Raw genomic sequence first — 22929 nt, 5'->3', positions numbered from 1 at the left:
GAATGTTGAGATGATTGAGATGCCACCACTCAAGTTCGTGCATACGAACGGAATCCGCATGGGTTATTACGAGGCGGGCCCGGTCACCGATAAGCCCCCGATGGTGCTATGCCACGGCTGGCCAGAGCTCGCCTTCTCCTGGCGCCATCAGATCAAGGCGCTGAGCGAGGCCGGCATCCGCGTGATCGCGCCGGACCAGCGCGGCTATGGCGCGACCGACCGGCCCGAGCCGGTCGAGGACTACGACATCGAGCACCTGACCGGTGACCTCGTCGGGCTGCTCGACCACCTCAATATCGACAAGGCAATCTTTGTCGGCCACGACTGGGGCGGCTTCGTCGTCTGGCAGATGCCGTTGCGGCACATCGACCGGGTTGCTGGGGTGGTCGGCGTCAACACGCCTCATACCAATCGTGCCTGGGCCGATCCGATCGAGCTGCTGCGCGCGCGCTTCGGCGACAAGATGTACATCGTGCAGTTCCAGGATCCAGCGCGTGAACCCGACAGAATCTTTGGTAGCCGCGTCGAGCAGACATTCGATGCGTTCATGCGCAAGCCGGCGCCGCGTCCGCCCGACGCACCGGCAGAGGAGGTGGTTGCCGGCGTCGGCGCTTCGCCGCGGGTCAATCTGGCGTTTCCGCAGATGATTGCCGGCTATGACGCCAGGCATGATCCGCGCACACCGATCCTGTCGCCGGAAGAGAAGCAAATGTTCGTCGACAACTTTACCAGGACCGGCTTTACCGGCGGCATCAATTGGTACCGCAACATGTCGCGCAACTGGATACGCTCCGAAGCGCTGGATCACACGGTGCGCGTGCCGTCTCTAATGATCATGGCCGAGAACGACGCGGTGTTGCCGCCGTCTTCCGCTGATGGCATGGACAAGCTGATTCCCGATCTGGAAAAATATCTGGTCCGCGACAGCGGCCATTGGACACAGCAGGAGAAGCCGGAAGAGGTCAGCGCCAAGCTGATCGAATGGCGTCGAAGGCGGTTTGGCTAGCTCGTCATTGCGAGCGGGGGAAGCGTAGCGATGTCATCGAAGAACCGTCTGGACCCGATTCCGCAGCCGCCGCCCAAGCCGGTGGTTGGCAACATGCTGTCGCTGGATTCGGCCGCACCCGTGCAGCACCTGACGCGGCTTGCCAAGGAGCTCGGCCCGATCTTCTGGCTCGACATGATGGGGTCGCCGATCGTCGTCGTCTCCGGACACGATCTCGTCGACGAGCTCTCCGATGAAAAACGATTCGACAAGACGGTGCGCGGTGCGCTGCGGCGCGTGCGCGCGGTCGGCGGCGACGGCCTGTTCACCGCCGATACCAAGGAGCCGAACTGGAGCAAGGCGCACAACATCCTGCTCCAACCCTTCGGCAACCGCGCCATGCAGTCCTACCACCCGAGCATGGTCGATATCGCCGAGCAGCTCGTCCACAAATGGGAGCGTCTGAACGCCGACGACGAGATCGACGTCGTCCACGACATGACGGCGCTGACGCTCGACACGATCGGCCTGTGCGGTTTCGAGTACCGTTTCAACTCGTTCTACCGGCGCGACTACCATCCCTTCGTCGAATCGCTGGTGCGCTCACTTGAAACCATCATGATGACGCGCGGCCTGCCGTTCGAGCAGCTCTGGATGCAGAAGCGGCGGAAGACGTTGGGCGAAGACGTTGCCTTCATGAACAAGATGGTCGACGAGATCATCGCCGAGCGCCGCAAGAGTGCCGAAGGAATTGATGACAAGAAGGACATGTTGGCCGCGATGATGACCGGCGTCGATCGCTCGACCGGCGAGCAGCTCGATGACGTCAACATCCGCTACCAGATCAACACTTTCCTGATCGCGGGGCACGAGACCACCAGCGGCCTGCTGTCCTACACGCTTTATGCGTTGCTCAAGCATCCGGACATTCTCAAGAAGACCTATGACGAGGTCGACCGCGTCTTCGGTCCGGACGTCAATGCCAAGCCGACCTACCAGCAGGTGACGCAGCTCTCCTACGTCACGCAGATCCTGAAAGAAGCGCTGCGGCTGTGGCCGCCGGCGCCGGCCTATGGGATCTCGCCTCTGAACGACGAGACCATCGGCGGCGGCAAGTACAAGCTCAGGAAAGGCACATTCACCACGATCCTGGTGACGGCGCTGCATCGCGACCCCAGCGTCTGGGGGCCCAACCCTGATGCCTTCGATCCCGAGAATTTCAGCAAGGAAGCCGAAGCCAAGCGGCCGGTCAATGCCTGGAAGCCGTTCGGCAACGGCCAGCGCGCCTGCATCGGCCGTGGCTTCGCCATGCATGAAGCCGCGCTCGCGCTCGGCATGATCCTCCAGCGCTTCAGGCTGATCGACCATCAGCGTTATCAGATGCACTTGAAGGAAACGCTGACGATTAAGCCGGAAGGCTTCAAGATCATGGTCCGGCCGCGTGCCGATCGTGAGCGCGGTGCTTATGGCGGCCCGGTCGCGGCGGCGGCTTCTGCGCCGAGGGCACCACGTCAGCCGACCACCCGGCTCGGCCACAACACGCCGATGCTGGTTCTTTACGGCTCCAACCTCGGCACGGCCGAGGAGCTTGCGACGCGCATGGCCGATCTCGCCGAGATCAACGGCTTTGCCGTGCGCCTCGGGCCGCTCGACGACTACGTCGGCAAGCTGCCGCAAGCCGGCGGCGTGCTGATTATCTGCGCCTCCTATAACGGGGCGCCGCCTGACAATGCGACGCAGTTCGTCAAATGGCTCGGCGACGACTTGCCAAGAGACGCCTTCGCCAACGTGCGGTACGCCGTGTTCGGCTGTGGCAACAGCGACTGGGCCGCAACCTATCAATCGGTGCCACGGTTCATCGACGAGCAATTGTCGAAGCATGGTGCCCGCGCGGTCTATCCGCGCGGCGAGGGCGACGCGCGCAGCGATCTCGACGGTCAGTTCCAGAAGTGGTTCCCGGCCGCCGCCCAGGTTGCGACCAAGGAATTCGGCATCGACTGGAATTTCACCCGCACCGCGGAGGACGATCCGCTCTACGCGATCGAGCCGGTCGCGGTGACCGCCGTCAACACCATCGTGGCCCAGGGCGGCGCGGTGGCGATGAAGGTGCTGGTCAATGACGAGCTCCAGAACAAGTCCGGCGCCAATCCGTCCGAGCGCTCGACGCGCCATATCGAGGTGCAGCTTCCGTCTAATGTCACCTACCGGGTCGGCGACCATTTGAGCGTGGTTCCACGCAACGATCCGACGTTGGTTGATTCGGTGGCCCGCCGGTTCGGTTTCCTGCCGGCCGACCAGATCAGGCTTCAGGTCGCCGAGGGCCGTCGCGCGCAGTTGCCTGTTGGCGATGCCGTGTCGGTCGGCCGTCTGCTCAGCGAGTTCGTCGAGTTGCAGCAGGTGGCGACGCGCAAGCAGATCCAGATCATGGCTGAGCACACCCGTTGCCCCGTCACCAAGCCGAAATTGCTCGCCTTCGCCGGCGAGGAGGCCGAACCGCTCGAGCGTTATCGCAGCGAGATTTTGGCCAGGCGCAAATCCGTGTTCGACCTGCTGCTCGAATATCCCGCCTGCGAATTGCCGTTCCATGTCTATCTGGAAATGCTCTCGCTGCTGGCGCCGCGCTATTACTCGATCTCGTCCTCGCCGTCGGTCGATCCGACGCGCTGTAGCGTCACGGTCGGCGTGGTCGAAGGGCTGGCCGCCTCTGGGCGCGGCACCTACAAGGGGATTTGCTCGAACTATCTCGCCAACCGCCGCACAGGCGATACGGTCTACGCGACGGTGCGAGAGACCAAGGCCGGCTTCCGGCTCCCGGATGATCCATCCGTGCCGATCATCATGATCGGTCCGGGTACGGGATTGGCTCCGTTCCGCGGCTTCCTCCAGGAGCGCGCCGCGCGTAAAGCCAAGGGGGCCGTCCTTGGCTCAGCGATGCTGTTGTTCGGCTGCCGCCATCCCGACCAAGATTTTCTCTATGCGGATGAATTGAAGACGCTGTCGGCCGGCGGCATCACCGAACTGTTCACCGCGTTCTCGCGCGCGGACGGACCGAAGACCTATGTCCAGCACATGCTTGCCGCGCAGAAGGACAAGGTCTGGCCGCTGATCGAGCAGGGCGCGATCATCTATGTCTGTGGCGACGGCGGCAACATGGAGCCCGACGTGAAGGCGGCGCTGGTCGCGATCCATCGCGAGAAGAGCGGCAGCGATACGGCCGCCGGTGCGCGCTGGATCGAGGAGATGGGTGCGAAGAGCCGCTATGTGCTGGACGTCTGGGCGGGAGGGTGATTGTTCGTCCGATCGTGCTAAAGCTCTCGCATGATTCCCTGGGAAAAGATCGATACCGCCAAAATCCCCGGCTCCGACGAGGAGCTTCGCCTGATGCGGCGCGGCAAAGAGTTCTCCATTAAGCTCGGCATCAACGAGCTGATGAACAACCGCCTGTCGGGCTCCGAGGTCGCGCTCGCGACGCTCGCGGCGAAGAGAATCGAGACCGTCGCAAAGCCCGTCGTCCTCATCGGTGGCCTCGGCATGGGCTTTACGTTGCGTGCGGCGCTTACCGTGCTCGGAGCTAAGGCGAAGATCGTGGTCTCCGAGCTGGTGCCTGCGGTCGTCGCCTGGGCGCGAGGCCCAATGTCAGAGGTCTTCGGCGACAGTCTCGATGATGCCAGGGTGAGCATCCGGGAGACCGATGTTGGCGAAATCATCCGGGCGAAGAGCTCGGCTTTCGACGCCATTCTCCTCGATGTCGACAACGGGCCGGAAGGGCTGACGAGAAAGGGCAATGACGCGCTCTACAGCGCAAGCGGGCTGAAGGCGGCGAAGGCGGCATTGCGGCCGGGCGGCGTGCTCGGTGTCTGGTCGTCGGGACCCAATCCTGCATTCACCAAGCGTCTCGGCAGCGCCGGTTTCGACGTCAACGAGGTCAGTGTGCGCGCCACCGGCAGGGGTGGCGGCGCGCGCCACGTGATCTGGATCGCGAAGAAGAGCTAGAACATCGTGTTGTTGTTCGCCGGATTCTCCGGGATCGGCTGCACCACGTCCCAATGCTCGACGATCTTGCCGTTATCGAGCTTGAAGATGTCGACGATCGCGTTGCCTTTGGTGCCGGGTTCGCGAACCGCGTGAACGTGGAGAATGACGTAGTCACCATCAACGAAAGAGCGCTTGATCTCGCTGTGCGAGTTCGGGAACTTCTCACGCAGGAAGCCGATGAACTTTCGGAAGCCCTCCGGACCATCGGCAGCGTTCGGATTGTGTTGGGTGTATCGGTCGCCGACATAGGTGAGGGCCGCGTCGACATCCTTCTGATTGAGACCTTTCTCGTAGAAGGCCAGCACCGCTTTGCGATTGGCTTCCTCTTGTGCGCTGCCAGCCATCGCGGCGCCGTTGGCGAGGGACAGCACGAGAATTGAAGCGGCGAGCATTGCGACCGGCCGGACGATGAGATGCATGTGAGCTCCGAGAGGCCGCAGCCCCTGTCTTGCGATTGAGGAAGGCCTCTATAGCTTTCGCGCCGGCACTCGTTAAGAGAGTAACCGGCAGCTCACATGGTCACCGCCAGGAGACCGAGGGCGTCGGTCTACGCCGCCTGCACTGCTGCGCCATGGGCGTGCATGTCGATGGCGCCGATGATCTCAGGCCAGAACCTCATCGGAAGCGCGTGGCCCATGCCTTCGATCATCAGTAGCTTTGCACCCGGAATTGACTCTGCCGTGTCCTTGCCGCCTTCGGGACGGACCAGCGGATCGACCGTGCCGTGAATCACGAGCGTCGGCGTCTTGACGCCATGCAGCCGCTGCTTGCGGCTGCCGGAGGCGAGCACGGCGCGGAGCTGCCGGCCGACGCCGGCCGGATTGAGCCCGCGGGAGAAGACGCGTTCGGCGCGGCCGGGGTCGAGCGCTTCTTCTTCCGGAAAGGAACCGGCGCGCAAGACCTTCCAGGTCTGGCCGTAGCGGGTGATGAACTCCTCCTTACTGCGCGGCGGCGGTGCCATCAGCATGGCAGCGGCCTCCCGCGTCGGCGGTGGCACGCGCGGATTGCCTGTCGTCGACATGATCGAGGTCAGTGAGCGCACGCGCTGCGGAAACGACAGCGTCACCTCCTGCGCGATCATGCCGCCCATGGACGCCCCGACCAGATGCGCCGACTTGATGCCGAGCGTGTCCATCAGGCCGACCGTGTCTTTGGCCATGTCGATCAGCTTGTAGGTTGCGGCCACGGGAATCCTGAGGAAGCGAAGCTTGAGCAGCTCGAGCGGCGTTAGCCGCTTGCCGCCGGCGAGATGGCTCGACTTGCCGATGTCGCGGTTGTCGAAGCGGATCACGCGAAAGCCGCGCGCGGCGAGCTGCTCGCAGAACACATCGTCCCAATGGATCATCTGCGCCCCGAGCCCCATGATCAGCAGCAGCGGCTCGGCATTGTCGTTGCCGAAAATCTCGTAGCAGATGTCGATGCCGTTGGCGCGGAGGGTCTGAGGCGGCTGATGGGCGTTCACAGGCGTGTTCCCTTGGCTTTTGATCAATGCTGTATCGCACGGTTTCCCGCGGCAAAGAAGCCGTGTGCGCGGCACCCGCCGCTTGCCGGTTGACCGGCCCCGCGCAACGGTGTGGTATGGCGGGAAAAGAAGGGCACAAGCCCTCCAAATTGGGAGGACGCTGATGACCGACAAGATCACCGACCCAGTCGCCTTGTGGCAGAAGATGGTCGGCGACATGGAGAAGGGGTTCAACTCCTTCGCCACCAAGGCGATGGAGACGCCTGAATTCTCGCAAGCCATGAATCGCGCCGGCGGCGCTGCTGCGGGTGCTCAGAAGCAGTTCGGCGATCTCATGGAGAAGTACCTGCTCTCCATGAACCTGCCGAGCCGCGAGCAGATGACCGGCATCGCCGAACGGCTGCAAGCCATCGAAGGCCAGATTGGCGAGATCAAGTCGATGCTGAGCCAGATGTCGGCCAATTCGGGCGATGCGCAGATCGGCGTCGCGCCGCGTCCGCCACGCACCAAACGCCCGCCCTCCGAAGGCGGAGAGCAAAGATGAACGCGCCGACGGGACTTGATTTCGCAGCGATCCCGGAGCGCATCCAGTCCGAAGTGCAGCGCGCGATCCAGCGCAGCATCAAGGGCGTCGAATATTTCTCGAGCTCCGGTCCCGCGCTCGGATCGACGCCGAAGGACGTGCTGCACTCGCGCGGTACGATGAGCCTCTACCACTACCGGCCGATGTCGGACGAGATCTACCGCGTGCCGGTGCTGGTCGTCATGGCGACGACCAATCGCGGCTACATCCTCGATCTCGTGCCGGGCCAGAGTTTCATCGAGTTCCTGCTCAAGCGCGGCTACGACGTCTACATGCTCGACTGGAGCGCGCCGCGGCCGGAGGAAAAGAGCCTGAGGATGGAGGACTATGTCCTCGATTTCATCCCAGATTGCGTCCGTCGCGTGCAGGCCGATTCCGGCGAGCAGGATGTCTCCGTCATCGGCTATTGCTTCGGCGGGGTCTTGTCGCTGCTCTATGGCTCGATCTTCCCGGACGGGCCGATGAAGAATCTGATCTGCTTCACCACGCCGATCGACTTCCGCGAGATGAAGCTATTCTCCAATTTCTCCGACCGACGTTATTTCGACGTCGACCGCCTGGTCGACAGCGTCGGCAATGTGCCACCCGAGATGATCCTGTCGTCGTTCGAGATGCTGCGTCCGGCCTCGCGCACGGTCAGCCAGATCCAGCTCTGGGAGAACATCTGGAACGACGAGTTCGTCAAGTCCTACCGGATGTTCGATCGCTGGGCGACCGACACGCTGCCGCTGGCGGGCGAATATTTCCGCACCATCACCAAGGACCTGATGTGGGACAACAAGCTGTTCAACGACACCATGTCGGTTGGCGGTCGCACAGCGAAGCTCGAGAACATCAAGGTGCCGATGCTGCACGCGGTTGCCGAGCACGATCACATCGTGCCGTATGAGGCCGCAAAACATCTGATCGCCAAGATCGGATCCGACGACAAGGAAGAGGTGATGCTGAAGGGCGGTCACGTCTCGCTGGTCGCTGGCGCCAATGCGGTCAAGCGGCTGTGGCCGAAACTGGATTCCTGGCTGGGAAAGAGATCGACATGAGTGAGCAGCGTGCCTATCCGCGTCACGTCAAGACCGACGCGGGCGATATCGATATCCGCCTGATGTCGCCTGCGGACGAAGGCGCTGTGCTCGCTTTCGGCAAGGGCTTGCCGACGCATGACCTGCTGTTCCTGCCGCGCAACATCAGCGAACCGAAGGTGCTGTCCGCCTGGGTCAAGGAGATCGAGCGTGGCGCGATTCAGAGCCTTCTCGCGGTGAAAGACGGCAAGGTCGTAGGTTGCGGCACGCTGGTGCGCGATCCGCACTCCTGGTCGCCCCATGTCGGCGAGATCCGCATGGTGGTTTCGCCCGAGGTCCGCGGGAAGGGGGTGGGGAAGGCGCTGTCGCAGGAGACCTTTGCGCTCGCGCTAGGGGCCGGGCTGGAAAAGCTCTCGGTCCAGATGACGGTCGACCAGCAGGCGGCGATCGCGCTGTTCGAGAGCCTCGGCTTCAAGGCCGAGGCGCTGCTCCGCGACCATGTCCGGGATGTCGGCGGCAAGACCCACGACATCGTCGTGCTTGGCCACAACATTGCACAGGTCCAGGCCCAGATGGAAGCCTACGGGCTGACGGGCGCCGTCCAGCACTAGGAGCGCCGTCCAGCACTGAGACGCCATTGGGCAACCCAAAAGCTGGAAATCAACCCCATGCACAGTAGGCGGCGGGCCAGGAAGGCGGCAGATTGCCTGCTCTTTCGGCGGTTCACGGTTTCGTGATATCGCAGTGCAATACGAATGTTGCATCGCACCATTAACTCTGCCATATAAGCCGTGCCCCGGGCCACAACCGGACGGGGTGAGCCCATAGCTCAACTCAATGAGGATGGAGAGACCCCAATGACGACCGAGACCAACACTGCTTTCGAAGGCTTCAAGGACGCGTTCAAGAACATCCAGAACCTGGAAGTTCCCGAGGCCGCCCGCGAGTTCGTCAAGAAGACTGCCAACACCGCCAAGGATCGTGCTGCCGAAGTGTTCGCTGGCTCCGAGCGCGTGACCGCCGCCGTCGAGAACGCGGTGACCGAGTCCGTCACTGAGGCCGGCAAGATCAGCCGCAACATCCAGCAGGCGATCTATGAGGACGCCGAGGCGTTCTTCTCGGGCATCGACAAGCTCGCGTCCGCCAAGTCGTTCAGCGAAGCCGTCGAGATCCAGTCGAGCCTGCTCCGCGCTCGCGGCGAAGCCTTCGTCTCGCGCGCCAAGGCGACCACCGACTATCTCGGCAACCTCGCCGCCAACGGTGCGAAGTCCGCTCAGGACAACTTTGCCAAGGTCTACACCAAGACCGCCTGATTGGCGCCTGAGACGAGAAACTGAATTTGAGGCCCGCTTCGGCGGGCCTTTGTTTTTTGCGCTGCCGTCATTGCGAGCGAAGCAATCCGGAGTCTTTCCGCGGAGGCAGACTGGATTGCTTCGCTTCGCTCGCAATGACGGGTAGGGTGATGCAGTGATGACTTCACCCGCCACCTTTTCCTTCGACACTCCGGGCGATGCCGAACGCGCGGCCGAGCTGCGCCGCGTCAAGGCGCTGGCGACCCTGGTGCTGGCCTCGACGCTTCTGCTGTTCGTTGTCGCGAAATGGCTGCTGCCCGTGCATCCCGTGTTCGGCTTCATCGCGGCCTTCGCGGAAGCTGCGACCATCGGCGGGCTCGCCGATTGGTACGCTGTGGTCGCGCTGTTCAAGCGGCCGCTCGGCCTGCCGATCCCGCACACCGCGATCATCCAGAGCAACCAGGCCCGCATCGCCGACAAGCTCGGCGAATTCATCCAGGTGCATTTCCTCGAGGCAGGTCCCGTCGAGGCCAAGCTGCAGGAGATCGATTTCGGCTCCTTCGTCGCTGACTGGCTGCGCGACCGCAAGCGCAGCAATGACCTTGCGCGCTTCGCGCTGCGGCTGCTGCCGGAGGCGGTCTCAACAACCGAAAGCTCGGGCCTGATGACCTTCATCATCCGCCGCATGTCCTCCCAGCTCCAGGCGATCGACCTTGCGCCGCTCGCTGCCGGAACGCTGCGCGGCTTCGTCGCGGAGGGGCGGCACCAGATCCTGTTCGACGATCTCCTCCGCGTGATGCACGAGACGCTGAACCAGAAAGAGACGATGGCGATGATCCGCGAGAAGGTGCGCGCGGAATTGCCGACCTTGCTCAGGCTCTATCGCGCCGACAAGTTTCTGGTGAACAAGATCGTGGCGTCCGCCACTGCCTTCTTCAATGAGGTGCGCAGCGATCCCAAGCATCCGTTCCGCGGCGAGTTCGACCGCATGGTGCTGAGCTTCGTTGACCGGCTCGGCACCGATCAGGCCTATATCGATCGTATCGACGGCTTGAAGCGCGATCTGTTGGCGCGGCCCGAGCTTGCCGATCTCGCCCGCACCGTCTGGGCTAACACGCGATCCTTCATCGAGCGCAGTGCGTCCGGCGAGACGCAGGTGCTGCAGCATCATCTCGCCGGAATGTTCGTTTCGGCGGGCGATGCGCTCGCCGGCGACGCCGAGTTGCGTGGCGAGATCAACAAGGGGCTGGTGACGGTGCTGCGCAGCTTCGTCGCTGACCAGAAGAGCGGCGTCTCGACCTTCATCTCAGATCAGGTGAAATCATGGAATATGGCGCAGCTGATTTCGCTGATCGAGATCAACATCGGCCGCGACCTGCAATACATCCGCTTTAACGGCTCGCTGATCGGCGGGCTCGCAGGTCTCGTCCTCTACTCCGTAGAATTCCTGCTCCGATGGTTGTGACTTTTGCGTCACGGCCCTTAGCATTAACGCCTGAGCCTATTGTGGCGCAGTGCTGCACCGGCTTGAATGTCGGGAACCGGCCGCCTAGCTGATTCATGTTGCGCTGCGGAACGTTCAAGAAGCCGGCGTATAGGAATTCATGCCCATTGCCGGCATCGCGTCCGGCAAGCTTTCCAGGAATTCTTGCCCAGGGGATCCATTGATGACCGCTACTGCCCAGACGCTGCGTCCGCCATCCCGTACCCTGATGTTTCTGGAAGGGCGCGCGATCCACGAGTTCGGCGCATTCCTCGGGGCGCTGCCGCTGCTGAGCCTCGCGCCGCACGGTGATGGGCATCCGGTGCTGGTGTTGCCGGGCCTCGTGGCCTCCGACGCATCAACGCGGGCGCTGCGCACCTTTCTGACCAGCAAGGGCTACGCGGTGAGCGGTTGGCGCCAGGGCCGCAACTACGGCCTGCGCGAGGGCGTGCAGCACGCGATGGTCGATCTGGTCGAGGAGCTCAGCGACAAGCACGTCCGAAAGATCAGCCTGGTCGGCTGGAGCCTCGGCGGCCTCTATGCGCGCCAGCTCGCCAAGATGATGCCCGAGCGCGTGCGCCAGGTGATCACGCTCGGCAGCCCCTTTGCCGGCGATCACCGTTCGACCAATGCCTGGCGTGTCTACGAATGGGCGAGCGGCCGCAAGGCCGATGATGTCGATCCAGAGTTCGGTGGCGAACTCGCCGTCCCGCCGCCGGTGCCGACCACCGCGATCTTCAGCCGTACCGACGGCGTCTGCGCCTGGCAAGGCTGCATGGAGAAGTCGGGCGCGCAGACCGAGAGCATCGAGGTCGAAAGCAGCCATTGCGGCATGGGCCACCATCCAGCCGTTGTCTATGCGGTCGCCGACCGTCTCGCGCAGAAGGAAGGCCAGTGGCAGCCTTTTGATCGCAGCGGCTGGCGCAGCCTGGTTTATCCCGATCCGCACAGGTAGTTTCTTCGCCTCTCCCGGTAAGAACGGGAAGAGCGAGCAGCAAGATCGTCGCGTCTCTCCATTGTCGCGCCCGCACCAAACGCGCTATGCCTCGCGCATGGCGCATCCGCTCTCTCGCATCATCGACCAGCTCAAGCGCGAGCCGTCGCGCACCGGCTCCATCGTCATCACCATGTTCGGCGATGCCATCGTGCCGCGCGGCGGTTCGGTGTGGCTCGGCACGCTGCTGGCGTTCTTCGAGACCTTGGACATCGATGCCGGCGTTGTGCGCACCGCGATGTCGCGGCTCGCTGCCGATGGCTGGCTGACGCGCGAAAAGGTCGGCCGCAACAGCTTTTATCGTCTTGCCGAGAAGGGCCGAGAAACGTTCGAGGCCGCGACGCGCCACATCTACGATCCGCTACCGTCGGACTGGACCGGCCGCTTCGAGCTGCTGCTGATCGGCAATGGTGAGGACCGCGACGCCTCGCGCGAAGCCTTGCGCAATGCCGGCTTCGGTAGCCCACTGCCGGGCGTCTGGGTCGCTCCGTCGGGTGTTCCGGTGCCGGAGGAAGCTGCCGGTGCCATCCGGCTCGAAGTTTCGGCTGAGGATGACAGCGGGCGTCGCCTGCTCGGCGCGAGCTGGCCGCTGGAGCGCACCGCCGACGCCTATCTGAAATTCATGAAGACGTTCGAGCCGCTGCGCGCCGCGCTTGCGCGCGGCGCGGGCCTGTCCGAGGCCGATGCCTTCACCGCGCGCATCCTGCTGATCCACTACTACCGCCGCGTCGTGCTGCGCGATCCGCTGCTGCCTGAGAGCCTGCTGCCGGCGGATTGGCCGGGCAGGACTGCCCGCGAACTTTGCGGCGAGATCTATCGCGCGCTGCTGGCGCCGTCCGAACAATGGCTTGATAGGCATGGAACCAACGAGAAGGGGGCGCTGCCGCCGGCGAGAAAGCTGCTGGAACGGAGGTTCGAGGCTTGACCTATATGTTACAGAAATATCTTGCATGAGATAATTTTTGTTATATATTTCCTCCCAACCAAACGGGAGGATGCGCATGTATACCCAGGCGCTGAACACGGCCGACACCGATGATCGCGGTCTTGAGGACGCGGCCAAGGCCGCGCAGTTCCAGGCCCGCATCGATGCCGAAGAGCGCATCGAGCCGAATGACTGGATGCCGGCGGCCTATCGCAAGACGCTCACCCGCCAGATCTCCCAGCACGCCCATTCCGAAATCGTCGGCATGCTGCCCGAAGGCAACTGGATCACGCGCGCGCCGACGCTGCGGCGCAAGGCGGCGTTACTTGCCAAAGTGCAGGACGAATGCGGCCACGGGCTCTATCTCTACGCCGCCGCCGAGACGCTCGGAACCTCGCGCGAAGAGCTGGTCGACGCGATGCTCTCGGGCAAGGCCAAATATTCCTCGATCTTCAACTATCCGACGCTGTCCTGGGCCGACATCGGCACCATCGGCTGGCTGGTCGATGGCGCCGCGATCATGAACCAGATCCCGCTGTGCCGCTGCTCCTATGGCCCCTATGCGCGCGCGATGATCCGCGTCTGCAAGGAGGAGTCGTTCCATCAGCGCCAGGGTTACGAGATCATGCTGACGCTGTGCCGCGGCTCGGACGAGCAGAAGGCGATGGCGCAGGACGCGCTGAACCGCTGGTGGTGGCCGGTGCTGATGATGTTTGGCCCGCCCGATGCCACCAGCCAGCACAGCGACACGTCGACGAAGTGGAAGATCAAGCGTTTCTCCAATGACGAGCTGCGCCAGAAATTCGGCGATGCCACCGTGCCGCAGGCGCAATATCTCGGCCTCACCATCCCCGATCCCGGCATGACTCAGGATGCGGAAGGTCACTGGCGCTACAGCGAGATCGACTGGACCGAATTCAAGCAGGTGCTCGCCGGCAACGGCCCCTGCAACCGTGACCGCATGGCCGCGCGCCGCAAGTCGCACGACGAGGGCGCCTGGGTGCGCGAGGCCGCTGCCGCCTACGCGGCGAAGCGCGCGCAGCGTCAGACCGCGCAAGCTGCGGAATAGGGAGATCAAAAATGACCACGCCGAATACGCCGCTGTGGGAAGTCTTCATTCGCAGCCGCAACGGGCTCGCGCACAAGCATGTCGGCTCGCTGCATGCGAGCGATGCCACGATGGCGCTGCTGGCTGCGCGCGATATCTACACCCGCCGCGGCGAGGGCCTTTCGATCTGGGTGGTGCCGTCGACCGCGATCACCGCAAGCGACCCCGCCGAGAAGGGCATGATGTTCGAGCCGGCTGAGTCCAAAATCTACCGGCATCCGACATTCTACGAGGTGCCGGAAGAAGTGGGGCACATGTGATGCCCGCCGCCAACATCCAGGTCTCCGAAACGCCGCTCGTGCTCTACGCGCTGCGCCGGGCCGACGATGCGCTCATCCTCGGACACCGGCTGTCGGAATGGTGCGGGCACGCGCCGATGATGGAAGAGGATATGGCGCTCTCCAACATTGCGCTCGACCTCATCGGCCAGGCGCGCGAGCTCTACACCTATGCCGCCAAGACCGAAGGCAAGGATAACGACGAGGACAAGCTCGCTTATCTGCGCGACGTCAGGCAATACCGCAATCTGCTGCTGGTCGAGCAACCCAATGGTGACTTCGCCCAGACCCTGGTGCGGCAGTTCTTCTATTCGGCCTTCGCCGATCTCTACTGGCGCGCCATGATGACCTCGCGCGACACGACGCTTGCGGCGATTGCAGCGAAGTCGGAGAAGGAGAGCGCCTATCATCTGCGTCACGCCTCGGAATGGATCATCCGGCTCGGCGACGGCACCGACGAGAGCCGTCAACGGACGCAGTCGGCGATCGATCACCTCTGGGCCTTCACGGGCGAGATGTTTGCCGTCGATGACGGCGAGCGCGCGATGATTCATGCCGGTATCGCCGTCGATCCCGGCACCTTGCGCGGCCGCTGGATGACGACGCTGTCTGATGTCGTTGGTGAAGCAACGCTTACTCTGCCGCAGAATGATTGGATGCAGCAGGGCGGCCGTTCGGGTCGGCACGGCGAGCATCTCGGTCATCTCCTGTCCGAGCTGCAATCGATGCAGCGCACGTTTCCGGGGCAGACATGGTGACGGTGCTGGAGCACGATAGCGAGTTGCGCCGGCGCGCCTGGGACGCTGCTGCAAATGTCGTCGATCCGGAAATCCCGGTGCTGACCATCGCCGATCTCGGCGTGCTGCGCGATGTCGTGCTCGACGGCGACCATGTCGAGGTTGCGATCACGCCGACCTATTCGGGTTGCCCGGCCATGAACATGATCGCGCTCGAAATCGAGCTTGCGTTGGAGCGCGCCGGCTTTCGTCAGCCGAAAGTGCGCACCGTGCTGTCGCCGGCCTGGACCACCGACTGGATGAGCGAAGAGGGACGCCGCAAGCTGCACGCCTACGGCATCGCGCCGCCGCAATCCTCACACTCGCGTCGCGCGCTGTTCGGCGAGCAGGCCGTCACATGCCCGCAATGCGGCTCGCAGGAGACGGAGCTGCTGTCCGAATTCGGATCGACCTCCTGCAAAGCGCTTTGGCGCTGCAAGTCCTGCCGCGAGCCCTTTGATTATTTCAAGTGTCATTGACCATGTCCGCAGCCGCACCGCGCTTCCATCGCCTGGCCGTCAACGACCTCCGCCGCGAGGCCTCTGACGCCGTGTCGCTGACCTTCGCGATCCCCGGTGAACTCGCCGGCGACTACGCCTTTACCCCCGGCCAGTATCTCACGCTCCGCACCACACTCGACGGGGAGGAGGTGCGGCGCTCCTATTCCATCTGCTCCGGCCCTGACGACGGCGAGATCCGGATTGCCGTGAAGAAGATCGACGGCGGCGCGTTTTCGAGCTGGGCGGCCGATGAGCTGAAGAGTGGCGACGAGCTCGACGTGATGACCCCGACCGGCCGCTTCGGCGTGGTCCCGCCGGCGGATGCTGGGCGTATCCATGTCGGCTTCGCGGCCGGCTCCGGCATCACGCCGATCCTGTCGATCGTGAAGGGCGTGCTGGCGCGCGAGCCCAATAGCCGCTTCTTCCTGTTCTATGGCAACCGCGCGACCGATAACATCATGTTCCTCGAGGCGCTGGAGGAGCTGAAGGACCGCTTCATCGACCGCCTCTCGATCTTTCACGTCATCTCGGGCGAGGAGCAGGATATCCCGATCCTGCATGGCCGGCTCGACGACGACAAGGTGAGGGTGCTGCTACGCTCGCTGGTGCCGGCGGAGAGCGTTGATCACGTCTTCGTCTGCGGGCCCCTTGGCATGAGCGAGGAGATCGAGGCAACCTGCCGCGATCTCGGCATCGCCGACGACCGCATCCATGTCGAACGCTTCGTCTCCGAATTCGGCGGCAAGCCGCGACCGAAGAAGATCGTTGCTCCCGATGCGCCGCCGAAGGCGATCGCATCACTGATCATCGACGGCAAGCGCCGCGACGTGCCGGTCGCTGACGGCGAAGCGATTCTCGATGCTGCGCTGCGCGCGGGCGTCGATCTTCCCTTCGCCTGCAAGGGCGGCATGTGCTCGACCTGCCGGGCGAAGCTGGTGGAGGGCGAGGCGCCGATGGACACCAATTATTCACTGGAGCCGTGGGAGCTGAAGGCGGGTTTTGTTCTCACTTGCCAGGCCAAGCCATCGTCGGAGCGGGTCGTGGTCGACTACGACCACGTTTGACAGTGTTGGCCAACCAGCAGAACATCATGAGCAAGCATTTCGTCGGGAGAAGCGCGTGAACGTCAAAGCCGCCTTGTCGCCTGAGGATGTCGCGCGGGCCTGTGCAGATGTGATGTGGGCGGAGGACGACGCCTCAAAGGGCCTCGGCATGGAGATCGTCGAGGTCGGCCCGGGCTTTGCGACGCTCGCCATGACGGTGCGGCCGGACATGGTCAACGGTCAGCGCATCGCCCATGGCGGATTCATCTTCACGCTCGCCGATTCCGCCTTCGCCTTTGCCTGCAATTCGCACAATGACCGTGTTGTGGCTGCACAAGGCCAGATCACCTTCATCAAGCCGGGCAAGCTCGGCGATCGGCTCGTTGCGAAAGCAAAAGAGGTCACCCGCGGCGGCCGCTCCGGCATCTATGACGTGCGTGTCACCACCGGCGATACCGTCATAGCCGAATTCCGCGGGCATTCGCGTGTCATTCCCGGCACGTGGTTGCCGGCGCAAGAACAGTAAGAAATCAATAAAGAGAACAAATCAATGTGGGGAAACGAAAATGGCTTCGACGAAGCTGAAGGAAGGCGGCCACGTCTATAGGGCCGAGTTGGACGCGCAGGAGCGCGCGTCACGCGACGAGATCATGGCGTTGCAGAAGCAGCGGCTGGCCTGGTCGCTGAAGCACGCCTATGACAACGTCGCGCATTATCGCAAGGCTTTTGATAAGGCTGGCGTGCATCCGTCCGACTTTCGCGAGCTTCCTGATCTCGCAAAGTTTCCGTTCACAGTGAAGACGGATCTCCGCGACAACTATCCCTTCAACATGTTCGCCGTGCCGCGTGAGAAGCTTGTGCGCGTGCATGCGTCCTCCGGCACGACAGGCAAGCCGATCGTCGTCGGCTATACCCAACGCGACATCGAGACCTGGTCGGAGGTGGTGGCGCGCTCGATCCGGGCGGCCGGCGGCCGCACCGGCATGATCATCCACAACGCCTATGGCTATGGTCTTTTCACCGGAGGTCTTGGTGTGCATTACGGTGCCGAAAAGCTCGGCTGCACCGTGGTGCCGATCTCGGGCGGCATGACCGAGCGGCAGGTGCAACTGATCAACGACTTCCGGCCTGACATCATCACGGTGACGCCGAGCTACATGCTGGCGATCCTGGACGAGTTCAAGCGGCAGAAGCTCGACCCGCGCCAATGTTCGCTCAAGGTCGGCATCTTCGGTGCCGAGCCGTGGACCAACGCCATGCGCGGCGAGATCGAGGACGCCTTCGACATGGATGCGACCGACATCTATGGCCTGTCCGAGGTGATTGGCCCCGGCGTCGCGCAGGAATGCATCGAGACCAAGGACGGCCTGCACATCTGGGAGGACCATTTCTATCCCGAGGTGATTGATCCCGTGACCGGCGCGGTGCTGCCGGATGGCGAGAAGGGCGAACTTGTGTTCACCTCGCTGACCAAGGAAGCCTTTCCGGTGATCCGCTATCGCACGCGCGATCTGACGCGGCTGTTGCCAGGCACGGCGCGGCCAGGCATGCGGCGGATGGAAAAGGTGACGGGCCGCTCGGACGACATGATCATCCTGCGCGGTGTCAATCTGTTCCCGACCCAGATCGAGGAGGTGCTGCTCGCCACCGACTGGTGCGGCGGTCACTTTATCCTCGAATTGACCCGCGAAGGCCGGATGGACGAACTGACCATCATCGCCGAGGCGCGCCCCGAAAGCTGGGATGGACAAGGCCTCATCGACCAAGCAGATCGGATCTCGACCCATATCAAGAACACCATCGGCGTCAGCTCCAAAGTGCAGATCGTCGCGCCGGCCACGCTGGAGCGCTCGCTCGGCAAGGCCAAGCGCCTTTACGACAAGCGGCCGAAGGATTGACTTGACCGCCCCCAAAGGCGACAAGGCCCGCGAGAAATCGCGGGTCTTTCCTATGTCGCCAGCCGATACCAGAACCGTCGAGGCGCGTTGCGTCCGCCTCGATGCCAAGGCCGAAAACGCCGCCGCGATTGCACCCAGCGTCGAGCGCCGTATGCTGACGTGCGGCCCGAACGATCTCCTGATCGAGGTGAAGGCCGCCGCCGTCAATCCGTCCGACGTCAAGGCTGCCACCGGGCTGATGCCCTATGCCGTGTTCCCGCGTACGCCCGGCCGAGACTACGCCGGCGTGGTGATCGACGGGCCGGCCGGCACGATCGGCCGCGAGGTGTTCGGCTCCTCGGGTGATCTCGGCATCCGCCGCGACGGTACGCACGCGAGCCATCTCGTGGTCGAAGCTGACGCGGTCGTGGAGAAGCCGAAGAGCGTATCGTGGGAGGAGGCCGCCGGCATCGGCGTGCCCTTCGTCACCGCGATGGAAGGCTTTCGCCGCGCGGGCGTGCCGAAGAGCGGCGAGACGGTTCTGGTGTTCGGCGTTAACGGCAAGGTCGGTCAGGCCGCGGTGCAGATCGCGACCTGGCAGGGTGCGCGCGTCGTCGGCGTGGTGCGCAAGGCGGAAGCCTATGAAGGCCACAGCAATGCGCCGATCGAGGTCATCGACGCTTCCGCCGTCGATGCCGCCACACGCGTGCGCGAATTGACCGGCGGCAACGGCGCCGACATCGTCTTCAACACCGTCGGCGATCCCTATTTTCAGGCCGCGCACAAGTCGCTCGCGCTGCGCGGCCGCCAGATCCTGATCGCCGCGATCGACCGGATCGTGCAGTTCAACATCCTCGAATTCTACCGGGGACAGCACACCTATGTCGGCATCGACACGCTCGGCCTGTCGTCGGCCGCAACGGGCGCCGTGCTGCACGATCTCGGTCCGGGCTTTGCGGGCGGCCACCTGAGGCCGTTCCCAATCAACGCGAATGCGATCTATCCGCTCGAGCGCGCGAAGGAAGCCTACGTTGCGGTCGCCGGCTCCTCGCGTGATCGCGTGATCCTGAAGCCGTAATCATGGACTCGCCCGCCCAACTCGTCATCATCGCCGGCCTCGTCATCGGCCTGGTCTATGGTGCCGTCGGCCTGCTCAGCGGTTTCTGCCTGATGAGCAGCATGCGCGGATGGCTGGCGGCGGGAGACGGGCGGCTGGTGCGTAGCTATGCGTTGGCGATCGCGGTCGCGATTGCCATGAGCCAATTCCTCGCCGGCGAAGGCATGGTCGATCTGGGCAAGTCGATCTACCTGCAGCCGACCTTTTCGGTACCGGTGCTGTTCCTCGGCGGCCTGCTGTTCGGCTACGGCATGGTGCTGTCGAACGGCTGCGGCTCGCGCGCGCTGGTGCTGCTCGGCGGCGGCAATCTCCGCTCCTTCGTCGTCGTGATCGTGCTCGCCATTGCCGCGCAGATGACGCTCAAAGGTTTGATCGCGCCAGCGCGCATTGCGCTGGTTCAGGCTTCCCAAACCACCGCCGGCGCCAATTCGCTGCCCACGCTGTTGACGACGCTTGGTCTTGGTGAAGCTCTTTCTCGCGTACTCTGCGCTGCCGCGATCGTCGTAGCGCTGGTCCTGTTTGCCTTTGCCCATCCGGCGTTTCGCCGCTCGCCGGGTCAGATCGCGGCGGGCATCATCGTAGGCCTTCTCGTCGCCGCTGGCTGGTACGTCACCGGCTATCTCGGCGCCGACGACTTCAATCCCGTCCCGGTGACCTCGCTCACCTTCGTCGCGCCGATCGCCGATAGCCTGCAATACGCGATGCTCTCGACGGGCCTGACACCGAACTTCGGCATCGCGACCGTTGCCGGCGTCTTTGCCGGCAGTCTGGTCACTGCGCTCACCACGGGCCGCTTCCATCTCGAAGGTTATTCCTCGCCGCGCCACATGCTGCGCTCGGCCGGCGGCGCCGCGCTGATGGGGATCGGCGGCGTGATGGCTTTTGGCTGCTCGATCGGGCAGGGGCTCACGGGCATATCGACGCTCGCACTGGGCTCGTTCATTGCGGTTGCCGGCATCCTGCTCGGTACGACGGCGGGCCTGCGCGGAAGCTTGCGCGTTCAGCCGCTCGCGGTGGCCTGACGGCGCAGCAGCCGGTCGCCCAGCGTCGCAAGGCCAATGCCGGCCACGATCAGTCCGGCCGCAACGGCCAGACTGATGTCGATTGGCTCACCCAGCAGGACGGCCGCACTGGCGATACCGACGAGCGGCGTCCCGGTGGTGCCGAGCGAGGTCGTCAAGGCGGAGATACTCTTGTTGACCATCGACATCGCCCAATAGGCCAGCGCTGTCCCGATCAGGCCGGAGTACAGGAACAGCAGCACGAGCCTCCACGACCACTCCGCATGCGGCAGGCCGTCCGTGATCAGCGCCGACCCTGTGAGCACGATGGTTGCCACGAGCACCTGCCAGATCAGGAGCTGGAGCGGGGAGCCGATCCAGCGATGCGCGCGGATATAGATGATGTTCGCGGCCCAGGAGATCGCGGCCAGGATCACCATGCCGGCACCAAGCACGACGTTTGTGTTGGTCCAATCGATCGATGCCGGGTTCAGGATCACGGCTAGCCCGATCAGTCCGAGCAGGGCGCCCGCGAGCTTTGGCGCCGTCAGCGTATCTTCCCCCAGCAAGGGTGCTGCAATCGCAACCCAGAGCGGCGTGGTGTAGCCGAGCACGACGGCCTTGCTCGCGGGCAGGAAGCGCACACCGGCCGCAACCAGAACCGAGAACACCGTCATGTGCAGCAGCGCCACGCTCAAGACCACAGGAATGTCGCGCCGCTCCGGGATCACAAGATTGTTGCTCAGTCCCAGGATCACGAACAACCCAGCCAGCGCGATCCAGCTCCGGATCGCCGACGTCCAGAGCGGCGGAAGGAATTGCACGAGCTGCTTCGTGATCGACCAGTTCACGCCCCAGGCCAGCACGACGATGAGGAACAGCCCGATTGCCGTGCGGGGAGAGAGGGAAGAGTTCATCGCAGAATCCTTGAAGCAGTGCGGTCTGCGAGATAGCATCCCAGCTGGCACCTGAAAAAGTGCCAGATCTGAAAGGAATAAAGTGCCAGTTTCAGAAAGCATGATCTCCGGTCTGATCGACCTGAGCCGGACCGAGGAAGAGGGGCTGGTGGCCCAGCTGACCAGCCAACTCCGGAGCCTGATCGCGACCGGCCGCCTCGCCAAAGGTCGCGCGCTGCCGTCAAGCCGCCGGCTTGCGAGCGATCTCGGCGTCTCGCGCAACACTGTCACCTATGCGTTCGAGCAGCTCGCCGCCGAGGGATATCTCCAGGCGTCGCACGGACGTCGTCCTGTAGTGACGGTCGATGGTGCTGAGCCCGTCGAAGGAGCTGGCGCCGCCGCTTCGCACGTTCGCTCCGCCAGGCCGCAGCTCTCGCCTTGGGCTTCGCAGCTCAAGCAGACGGACTGGCCGATGTCCTATCAGGCTCCGCTCAAGCCGTTGCGGCCGGGGCATGGCGATTTCAGGGAGTTTCCGAACGAGGTGTGGGCGCGCTGCCTGCGCCGCAGCGCCGTGCGCGCCGCCAAGCGCGAGCTTGGTCCGCTCAACCGAGCGCGCCTGCGCGAGGCGCTGGCGCATTATCTCGCGACCAGCAGAGGCGTTCGCGCCAGGGCCGACCAGATCATGATCCTGCCAAGCGCACAGGCTGCGTTGACCTTGATAGCGGCTGCGCTCGTTAGCCCGGGCGACGACGTCTGGGTCGAGGATCCCGGCTATCCCGGCGCCGCGGCGGCTTTCCGCGCCTCTGGCGCGCGCGTGACCGGCATCGGGCTGGATGAGCAGGGCATGCAGCCGATGCCGGGAATGGCCGTGCCCAAACTCGTTTTCATGACGCCGTCGCACCAGCACCCGACCGGACGGCTGATGTCGCTGGCCCGCCGCACCGAGTTTCTCAGGTCAAGCAGGCCCGGCAAGACCTGGATCGTCGAGGACGATTATGACGGTGAATTCCACTATGACAGCCGGCCGGTGCCGGCCTTGCAGGGGCTCGACGCCCATGGCCGCGTGTTTTATGTCGGCACGTTCTCAAAGGCGATGACGTCGGATATCCGGCTCGGCTATCTGGTGGTGCCGCCGGCGCTGGTCAGCACATTCGAGATCGCACAGCGGCATATCGGCTTGATCGCGTCCAGTCATATCCAGGAAGCGCTCGCCGAGTTTATCGCTGATGGGCATTTTCTGGCGCATCTGCGTCGGATGCGCCGACTCTATCACGCGCGCCGCGATCACCTCGTCGAGGGGCTGGAGCGCAATCTCGGTGAGGTGCTCTTGGTCGAGGTGCCATCGGGCGGCATCCAGCTCGTCGCCCGCCTCAAGCGCAGTCGTACCGATCAGGCGGCGGTGAAGCGGCTCGTCAAGGCAGGCGTTGAAACGCGCGCCCTGTCCAGCCTGGCGCTGGGCAAGCCGCGCGATAATGGCCTGTTGCTCGGCTTTGCGGCCTGGCGCGAGAGCGAGATCAGCGCAGCGGTGCGAACGATGGCGTCATGTTTCTAGGCA

At 63.8% G+C, this 22929-nt stretch carries 23 protein-coding genes; 20 read left to right on the top strand and 3 right to left on the bottom strand.

Annotated features, from left to right (window positions below):
* Positions 1-10: 10 nt before the first annotated feature.
* From FXB38_RS01065 to FXB38_RS01055, 3 genes are read left to right on the top strand one after another with little or no spacing between them, the layout of a single operon-like run.
* Complete coding sequence (locus FXB38_RS01065; protein WP_187434590.1) at positions 11-1006, top strand: alpha/beta fold hydrolase; 996 nt, start codon at positions 11-13, stop codon at positions 1004-1006.
* Between the two features lie 30 nt (positions 1007-1036).
* Positions 1037-4273 carry a bifunctional cytochrome P450/NADPH--P450 reductase gene (locus FXB38_RS01060; protein WP_148748932.1) on the top strand — a complete coding sequence of 1079 codons (3237 nt, stop codon included), beginning with the start codon at positions 1037-1039 and terminating at the stop codon, positions 4271-4273.
* A gap of 30 nt (positions 4274-4303) precedes the next feature.
* Complete coding sequence (locus FXB38_RS01055) at positions 4304-4978, top strand: spermidine synthase (protein WP_148748931.1); 675 nt, start codon at positions 4304-4306, stop codon at positions 4976-4978.
* On the opposite strand, the gene FXB38_RS01050 is transcribed toward FXB38_RS01055, so the two are convergent.
* Complete coding sequence (locus FXB38_RS01050) at positions 4975-5439, bottom strand: nuclear transport factor 2 family protein (RefSeq protein ID WP_148748930.1); 465 nt, start codon at positions 5437-5439, stop codon at positions 4975-4977. The genes FXB38_RS01055 and FXB38_RS01050 overlap by 4 nt on opposite strands.
* A gap of 128 nt (positions 5440-5567) precedes the next feature.
* Positions 5568-6482 carry an alpha/beta fold hydrolase gene (locus FXB38_RS01045; RefSeq protein WP_148748929.1) on the bottom strand — a complete coding sequence of 305 codons (915 nt, stop codon included), beginning with the start codon at positions 6480-6482 and terminating at the stop codon, positions 5568-5570.
* 163 nt (positions 6483-6645) lie between these two features.
* On the opposite strand from FXB38_RS01045, the gene FXB38_RS01040 reads away from it, so the two are divergent.
* The 16 genes from FXB38_RS01040 (at position 6646) to FXB38_RS00965 (ending at position 20499) form a co-directional block, all read left to right on the top strand.
* Entirely contained in the window at positions 6646-7026 is a 381-nt protein-coding gene (locus tag FXB38_RS01040; protein ID WP_148748928.1) for a hypothetical protein, read from the top strand.
* The gene (locus tag FXB38_RS01035) at positions 7023-8105 is read left to right on the top strand and encodes an alpha/beta fold hydrolase (RefSeq protein WP_148748927.1); all 1083 of its coding nucleotides are present in this window, start codon (positions 7023-7025) and stop codon (positions 8103-8105) included. The genes FXB38_RS01040 and FXB38_RS01035 overlap by 4 nt, the downstream gene beginning before the upstream one ends.
* Positions 8102-8695 carry a GNAT family N-acetyltransferase gene (locus FXB38_RS01030; protein WP_187434589.1) on the top strand — a complete coding sequence of 198 codons (594 nt, stop codon included), beginning with the start codon at positions 8102-8104 and terminating at the stop codon, positions 8693-8695. The genes FXB38_RS01035 and FXB38_RS01030 overlap by 4 nt, the downstream gene beginning before the upstream one ends.
* 246 nt (positions 8696-8941) lie before the next feature.
* Positions 8942-9397 carry a phasin gene (locus tag FXB38_RS01025; protein ID WP_148748925.1) on the top strand — a complete coding sequence of 152 codons (456 nt, stop codon included), beginning with the start codon at positions 8942-8944 and terminating at the stop codon, positions 9395-9397.
* Between the two features lie 157 nt (positions 9398-9554).
* Entirely contained in the window at positions 9555-10841 is a 1287-nt protein-coding gene (locus FXB38_RS01020; protein ID WP_148748924.1) for a DUF445 domain-containing protein, read from the top strand.
* 202 nt (positions 10842-11043) lie between these two features.
* Positions 11044-11814, top strand: a complete 771-nt coding sequence (locus tag FXB38_RS01015; RefSeq protein ID WP_148748923.1) for an esterase/lipase family protein — start codon at positions 11044-11046, stop codon at positions 11812-11814.
* A 97-nt stretch (positions 11815-11911) separates the two neighbouring features.
* On the top strand, positions 11912-12778 hold the full coding sequence (gene paaX, locus FXB38_RS01010) for a phenylacetic acid degradation operon negative regulatory protein PaaX (RefSeq protein ID WP_148748922.1): 867 nt from the start codon (positions 11912-11914) through the stop codon (positions 12776-12778).
* A gap of 76 nt (positions 12779-12854) precedes the next feature.
* On the top strand, positions 12855-13847 hold the full coding sequence (gene paaA / locus FXB38_RS01005) for a 1,2-phenylacetyl-CoA epoxidase subunit PaaA (protein WP_187434588.1): 993 nt from the start codon (positions 12855-12857) through the stop codon (positions 13845-13847).
* An 11-nt stretch (positions 13848-13858) separates the two neighbouring features.
* A complete protein-coding gene (paaB, locus tag FXB38_RS01000) occupies positions 13859-14146 on the top strand; it encodes a 1,2-phenylacetyl-CoA epoxidase subunit PaaB (protein WP_148748920.1) in 288 nt (95 codons plus the stop codon).
* Positions 14146-14922, top strand: a complete 777-nt coding sequence (gene paaC / locus FXB38_RS00995) for a 1,2-phenylacetyl-CoA epoxidase subunit PaaC (protein WP_187434587.1) — start codon at positions 14146-14148, stop codon at positions 14920-14922. Before paaB ends, paaC begins: the two co-directional genes overlap by 1 nt.
* A complete protein-coding gene (paaD, locus tag FXB38_RS00990; RefSeq protein WP_148748918.1) occupies positions 14916-15419 on the top strand; it encodes a 1,2-phenylacetyl-CoA epoxidase subunit PaaD in 504 nt (167 codons plus the stop codon). The genes paaC and paaD overlap by 7 nt, the downstream gene beginning before the upstream one ends.
* 2 nt (positions 15420-15421) lie before the next feature.
* The gene (gene paaE, locus FXB38_RS00985) at positions 15422-16504 is read left to right on the top strand and encodes a 1,2-phenylacetyl-CoA epoxidase subunit PaaE (protein WP_148748917.1); all 1083 of its coding nucleotides are present in this window, start codon (positions 15422-15424) and stop codon (positions 16502-16504) included.
* Positions 16505-16559: 55 nt separating this feature from the next.
* Positions 16560-17009: a hydroxyphenylacetyl-CoA thioesterase PaaI gene (gene paaI / locus FXB38_RS00980; RefSeq protein WP_148748916.1), complete on the top strand. Its 450-nt coding sequence runs from the start codon at positions 16560-16562 to the stop codon at positions 17007-17009.
* A 40-nt stretch (positions 17010-17049) separates the two neighbouring features.
* Positions 17050-18381 (top strand): phenylacetate--CoA ligase PaaK, encoded by a 1332-nt coding sequence (gene paaK, locus FXB38_RS00975; RefSeq protein WP_148748915.1) that lies wholly within the window; start codon positions 17050-17052, stop codon positions 18379-18381.
* Positions 18382-18433: 52 nt separating this feature from the next.
* Positions 18434-19438 (top strand): quinone oxidoreductase family protein, encoded by a 1005-nt coding sequence (locus tag FXB38_RS00970; protein WP_148749021.1) that lies wholly within the window; start codon positions 18434-18436, stop codon positions 19436-19438.
* Between the two features lie 2 nt (positions 19439-19440).
* Positions 19441-20499 (top strand): YeeE/YedE family protein, encoded by a 1059-nt coding sequence (locus tag FXB38_RS00965; RefSeq protein ID WP_148748914.1) that lies wholly within the window; start codon positions 19441-19443, stop codon positions 20497-20499.
* Here FXB38_RS00965 and FXB38_RS00960 read toward each other — a convergent pair.
* Positions 20478-21395, bottom strand: coding sequence for a DMT family transporter (locus FXB38_RS00960; RefSeq protein ID WP_148748913.1), 918 nt, complete (start codon positions 21393-21395; stop codon positions 20478-20480). The two genes, FXB38_RS00965 and FXB38_RS00960, sit on opposite strands and share 22 nt — an antisense overlap.
* Before the next feature lie 100 nt (positions 21396-21495).
* Between FXB38_RS00960 and pdxR the strand changes: the two genes are divergently transcribed.
* A complete protein-coding gene (gene pdxR / locus FXB38_RS00955) occupies positions 21496-22926 on the top strand; it encodes a MocR-like pyridoxine biosynthesis transcription factor PdxR (protein WP_187434598.1) in 1431 nt (476 codons plus the stop codon).
* The last annotated feature ends 3 nt before the right edge of the window (positions 22927-22929 follow it).

The sequence above is a fragment of the Bradyrhizobium cytisi genome, assembly GCF_008123515.1.
GTDB lineage: Bacteria > Pseudomonadota > Alphaproteobacteria > Rhizobiales > Xanthobacteraceae > Bradyrhizobium > Bradyrhizobium cytisi.
The sequence above is the reverse complement of the archived record's forward strand: the minus strand, read 5'-3'. Positions and strand labels throughout refer to the sequence as shown.

Bases quoted from the DNA above. Each gene is read 5' to 3' on its own strand.
- FXB38_RS01065 (WP_187434590.1), top strand. From the start codon at position 11: ATGATTGAGATGCCACCACTCAAGTTCGTGCATACGAACGGAATCCGC.
- FXB38_RS01060 (WP_148748932.1), top strand. From the start codon at position 1,037: ATGTCATCGAAGAACCGTCTGGACCCGATTCCGCAGCCGCCGCCCAAG.
- FXB38_RS01055 (WP_148748931.1), top strand. From the start codon at position 4,304: ATGATTCCCTGGGAAAAGATCGATACCGCCAAAATCCCCGGCTCCGAC.
- FXB38_RS01050 (WP_148748930.1), bottom strand. From the start codon at position 5,439: ATGCATCTCATCGTCCGGCCGGTCGCAATGCTCGCCGCTTCAATTCTC.
- FXB38_RS01040 (WP_148748928.1), top strand. From the start codon at position 6,646: ATGACCGACAAGATCACCGACCCAGTCGCCTTGTGGCAGAAGATGGTC.
- FXB38_RS01035 (WP_148748927.1), top strand. From the start codon at position 7,023: ATGAACGCGCCGACGGGACTTGATTTCGCAGCGATCCCGGAGCGCATC.
- FXB38_RS01030 (WP_187434589.1), top strand. From the start codon at position 8,102: ATGAGTGAGCAGCGTGCCTATCCGCGTCACGTCAAGACCGACGCGGGC.
- FXB38_RS01025 (WP_148748925.1), top strand. From the start codon at position 8,942: ATGACGACCGAGACCAACACTGCTTTCGAAGGCTTCAAGGACGCGTTC.
- FXB38_RS01020 (WP_148748924.1), top strand. From the start codon at position 9,555: ATGACTTCACCCGCCACCTTTTCCTTCGACACTCCGGGCGATGCCGAA.
- FXB38_RS01015 (WP_148748923.1), top strand. From the start codon at position 11,044: ATGACCGCTACTGCCCAGACGCTGCGTCCGCCATCCCGTACCCTGATG.
- paaX (WP_148748922.1), top strand. From the start codon at position 11,912: ATGGCGCATCCGCTCTCTCGCATCATCGACCAGCTCAAGCGCGAGCCG.
- paaA (WP_187434588.1), top strand. From the start codon at position 12,855: ATGTATACCCAGGCGCTGAACACGGCCGACACCGATGATCGCGGTCTT.
- paaB (WP_148748920.1), top strand. From the start codon at position 13,859: ATGACCACGCCGAATACGCCGCTGTGGGAAGTCTTCATTCGCAGCCGC.
- paaC (WP_187434587.1), top strand. From the start codon at position 14,146: ATGCCCGCCGCCAACATCCAGGTCTCCGAAACGCCGCTCGTGCTCTAC.
- paaD (WP_148748918.1), top strand. From the start codon at position 14,916: ATGGTGACGGTGCTGGAGCACGATAGCGAGTTGCGCCGGCGCGCCTGG.
- paaE (WP_148748917.1), top strand. From the start codon at position 15,422: ATGTCCGCAGCCGCACCGCGCTTCCATCGCCTGGCCGTCAACGACCTC.
- paaK (WP_148748915.1), top strand. From the start codon at position 17,050: ATGGCTTCGACGAAGCTGAAGGAAGGCGGCCACGTCTATAGGGCCGAG.
- FXB38_RS00970 (WP_148749021.1), top strand. From the start codon at position 18,434: ATGTCGCCAGCCGATACCAGAACCGTCGAGGCGCGTTGCGTCCGCCTC.
- FXB38_RS00965 (WP_148748914.1), top strand. From the start codon at position 19,441: ATGGACTCGCCCGCCCAACTCGTCATCATCGCCGGCCTCGTCATCGGC.
- FXB38_RS00960 (WP_148748913.1), bottom strand. From the start codon at position 21,395: ATGAACTCTTCCCTCTCTCCCCGCACGGCAATCGGGCTGTTCCTCATC.
- pdxR (WP_187434598.1), top strand. From the start codon at position 21,496: ATGATCTCCGGTCTGATCGACCTGAGCCGGACCGAGGAAGAGGGGCTG.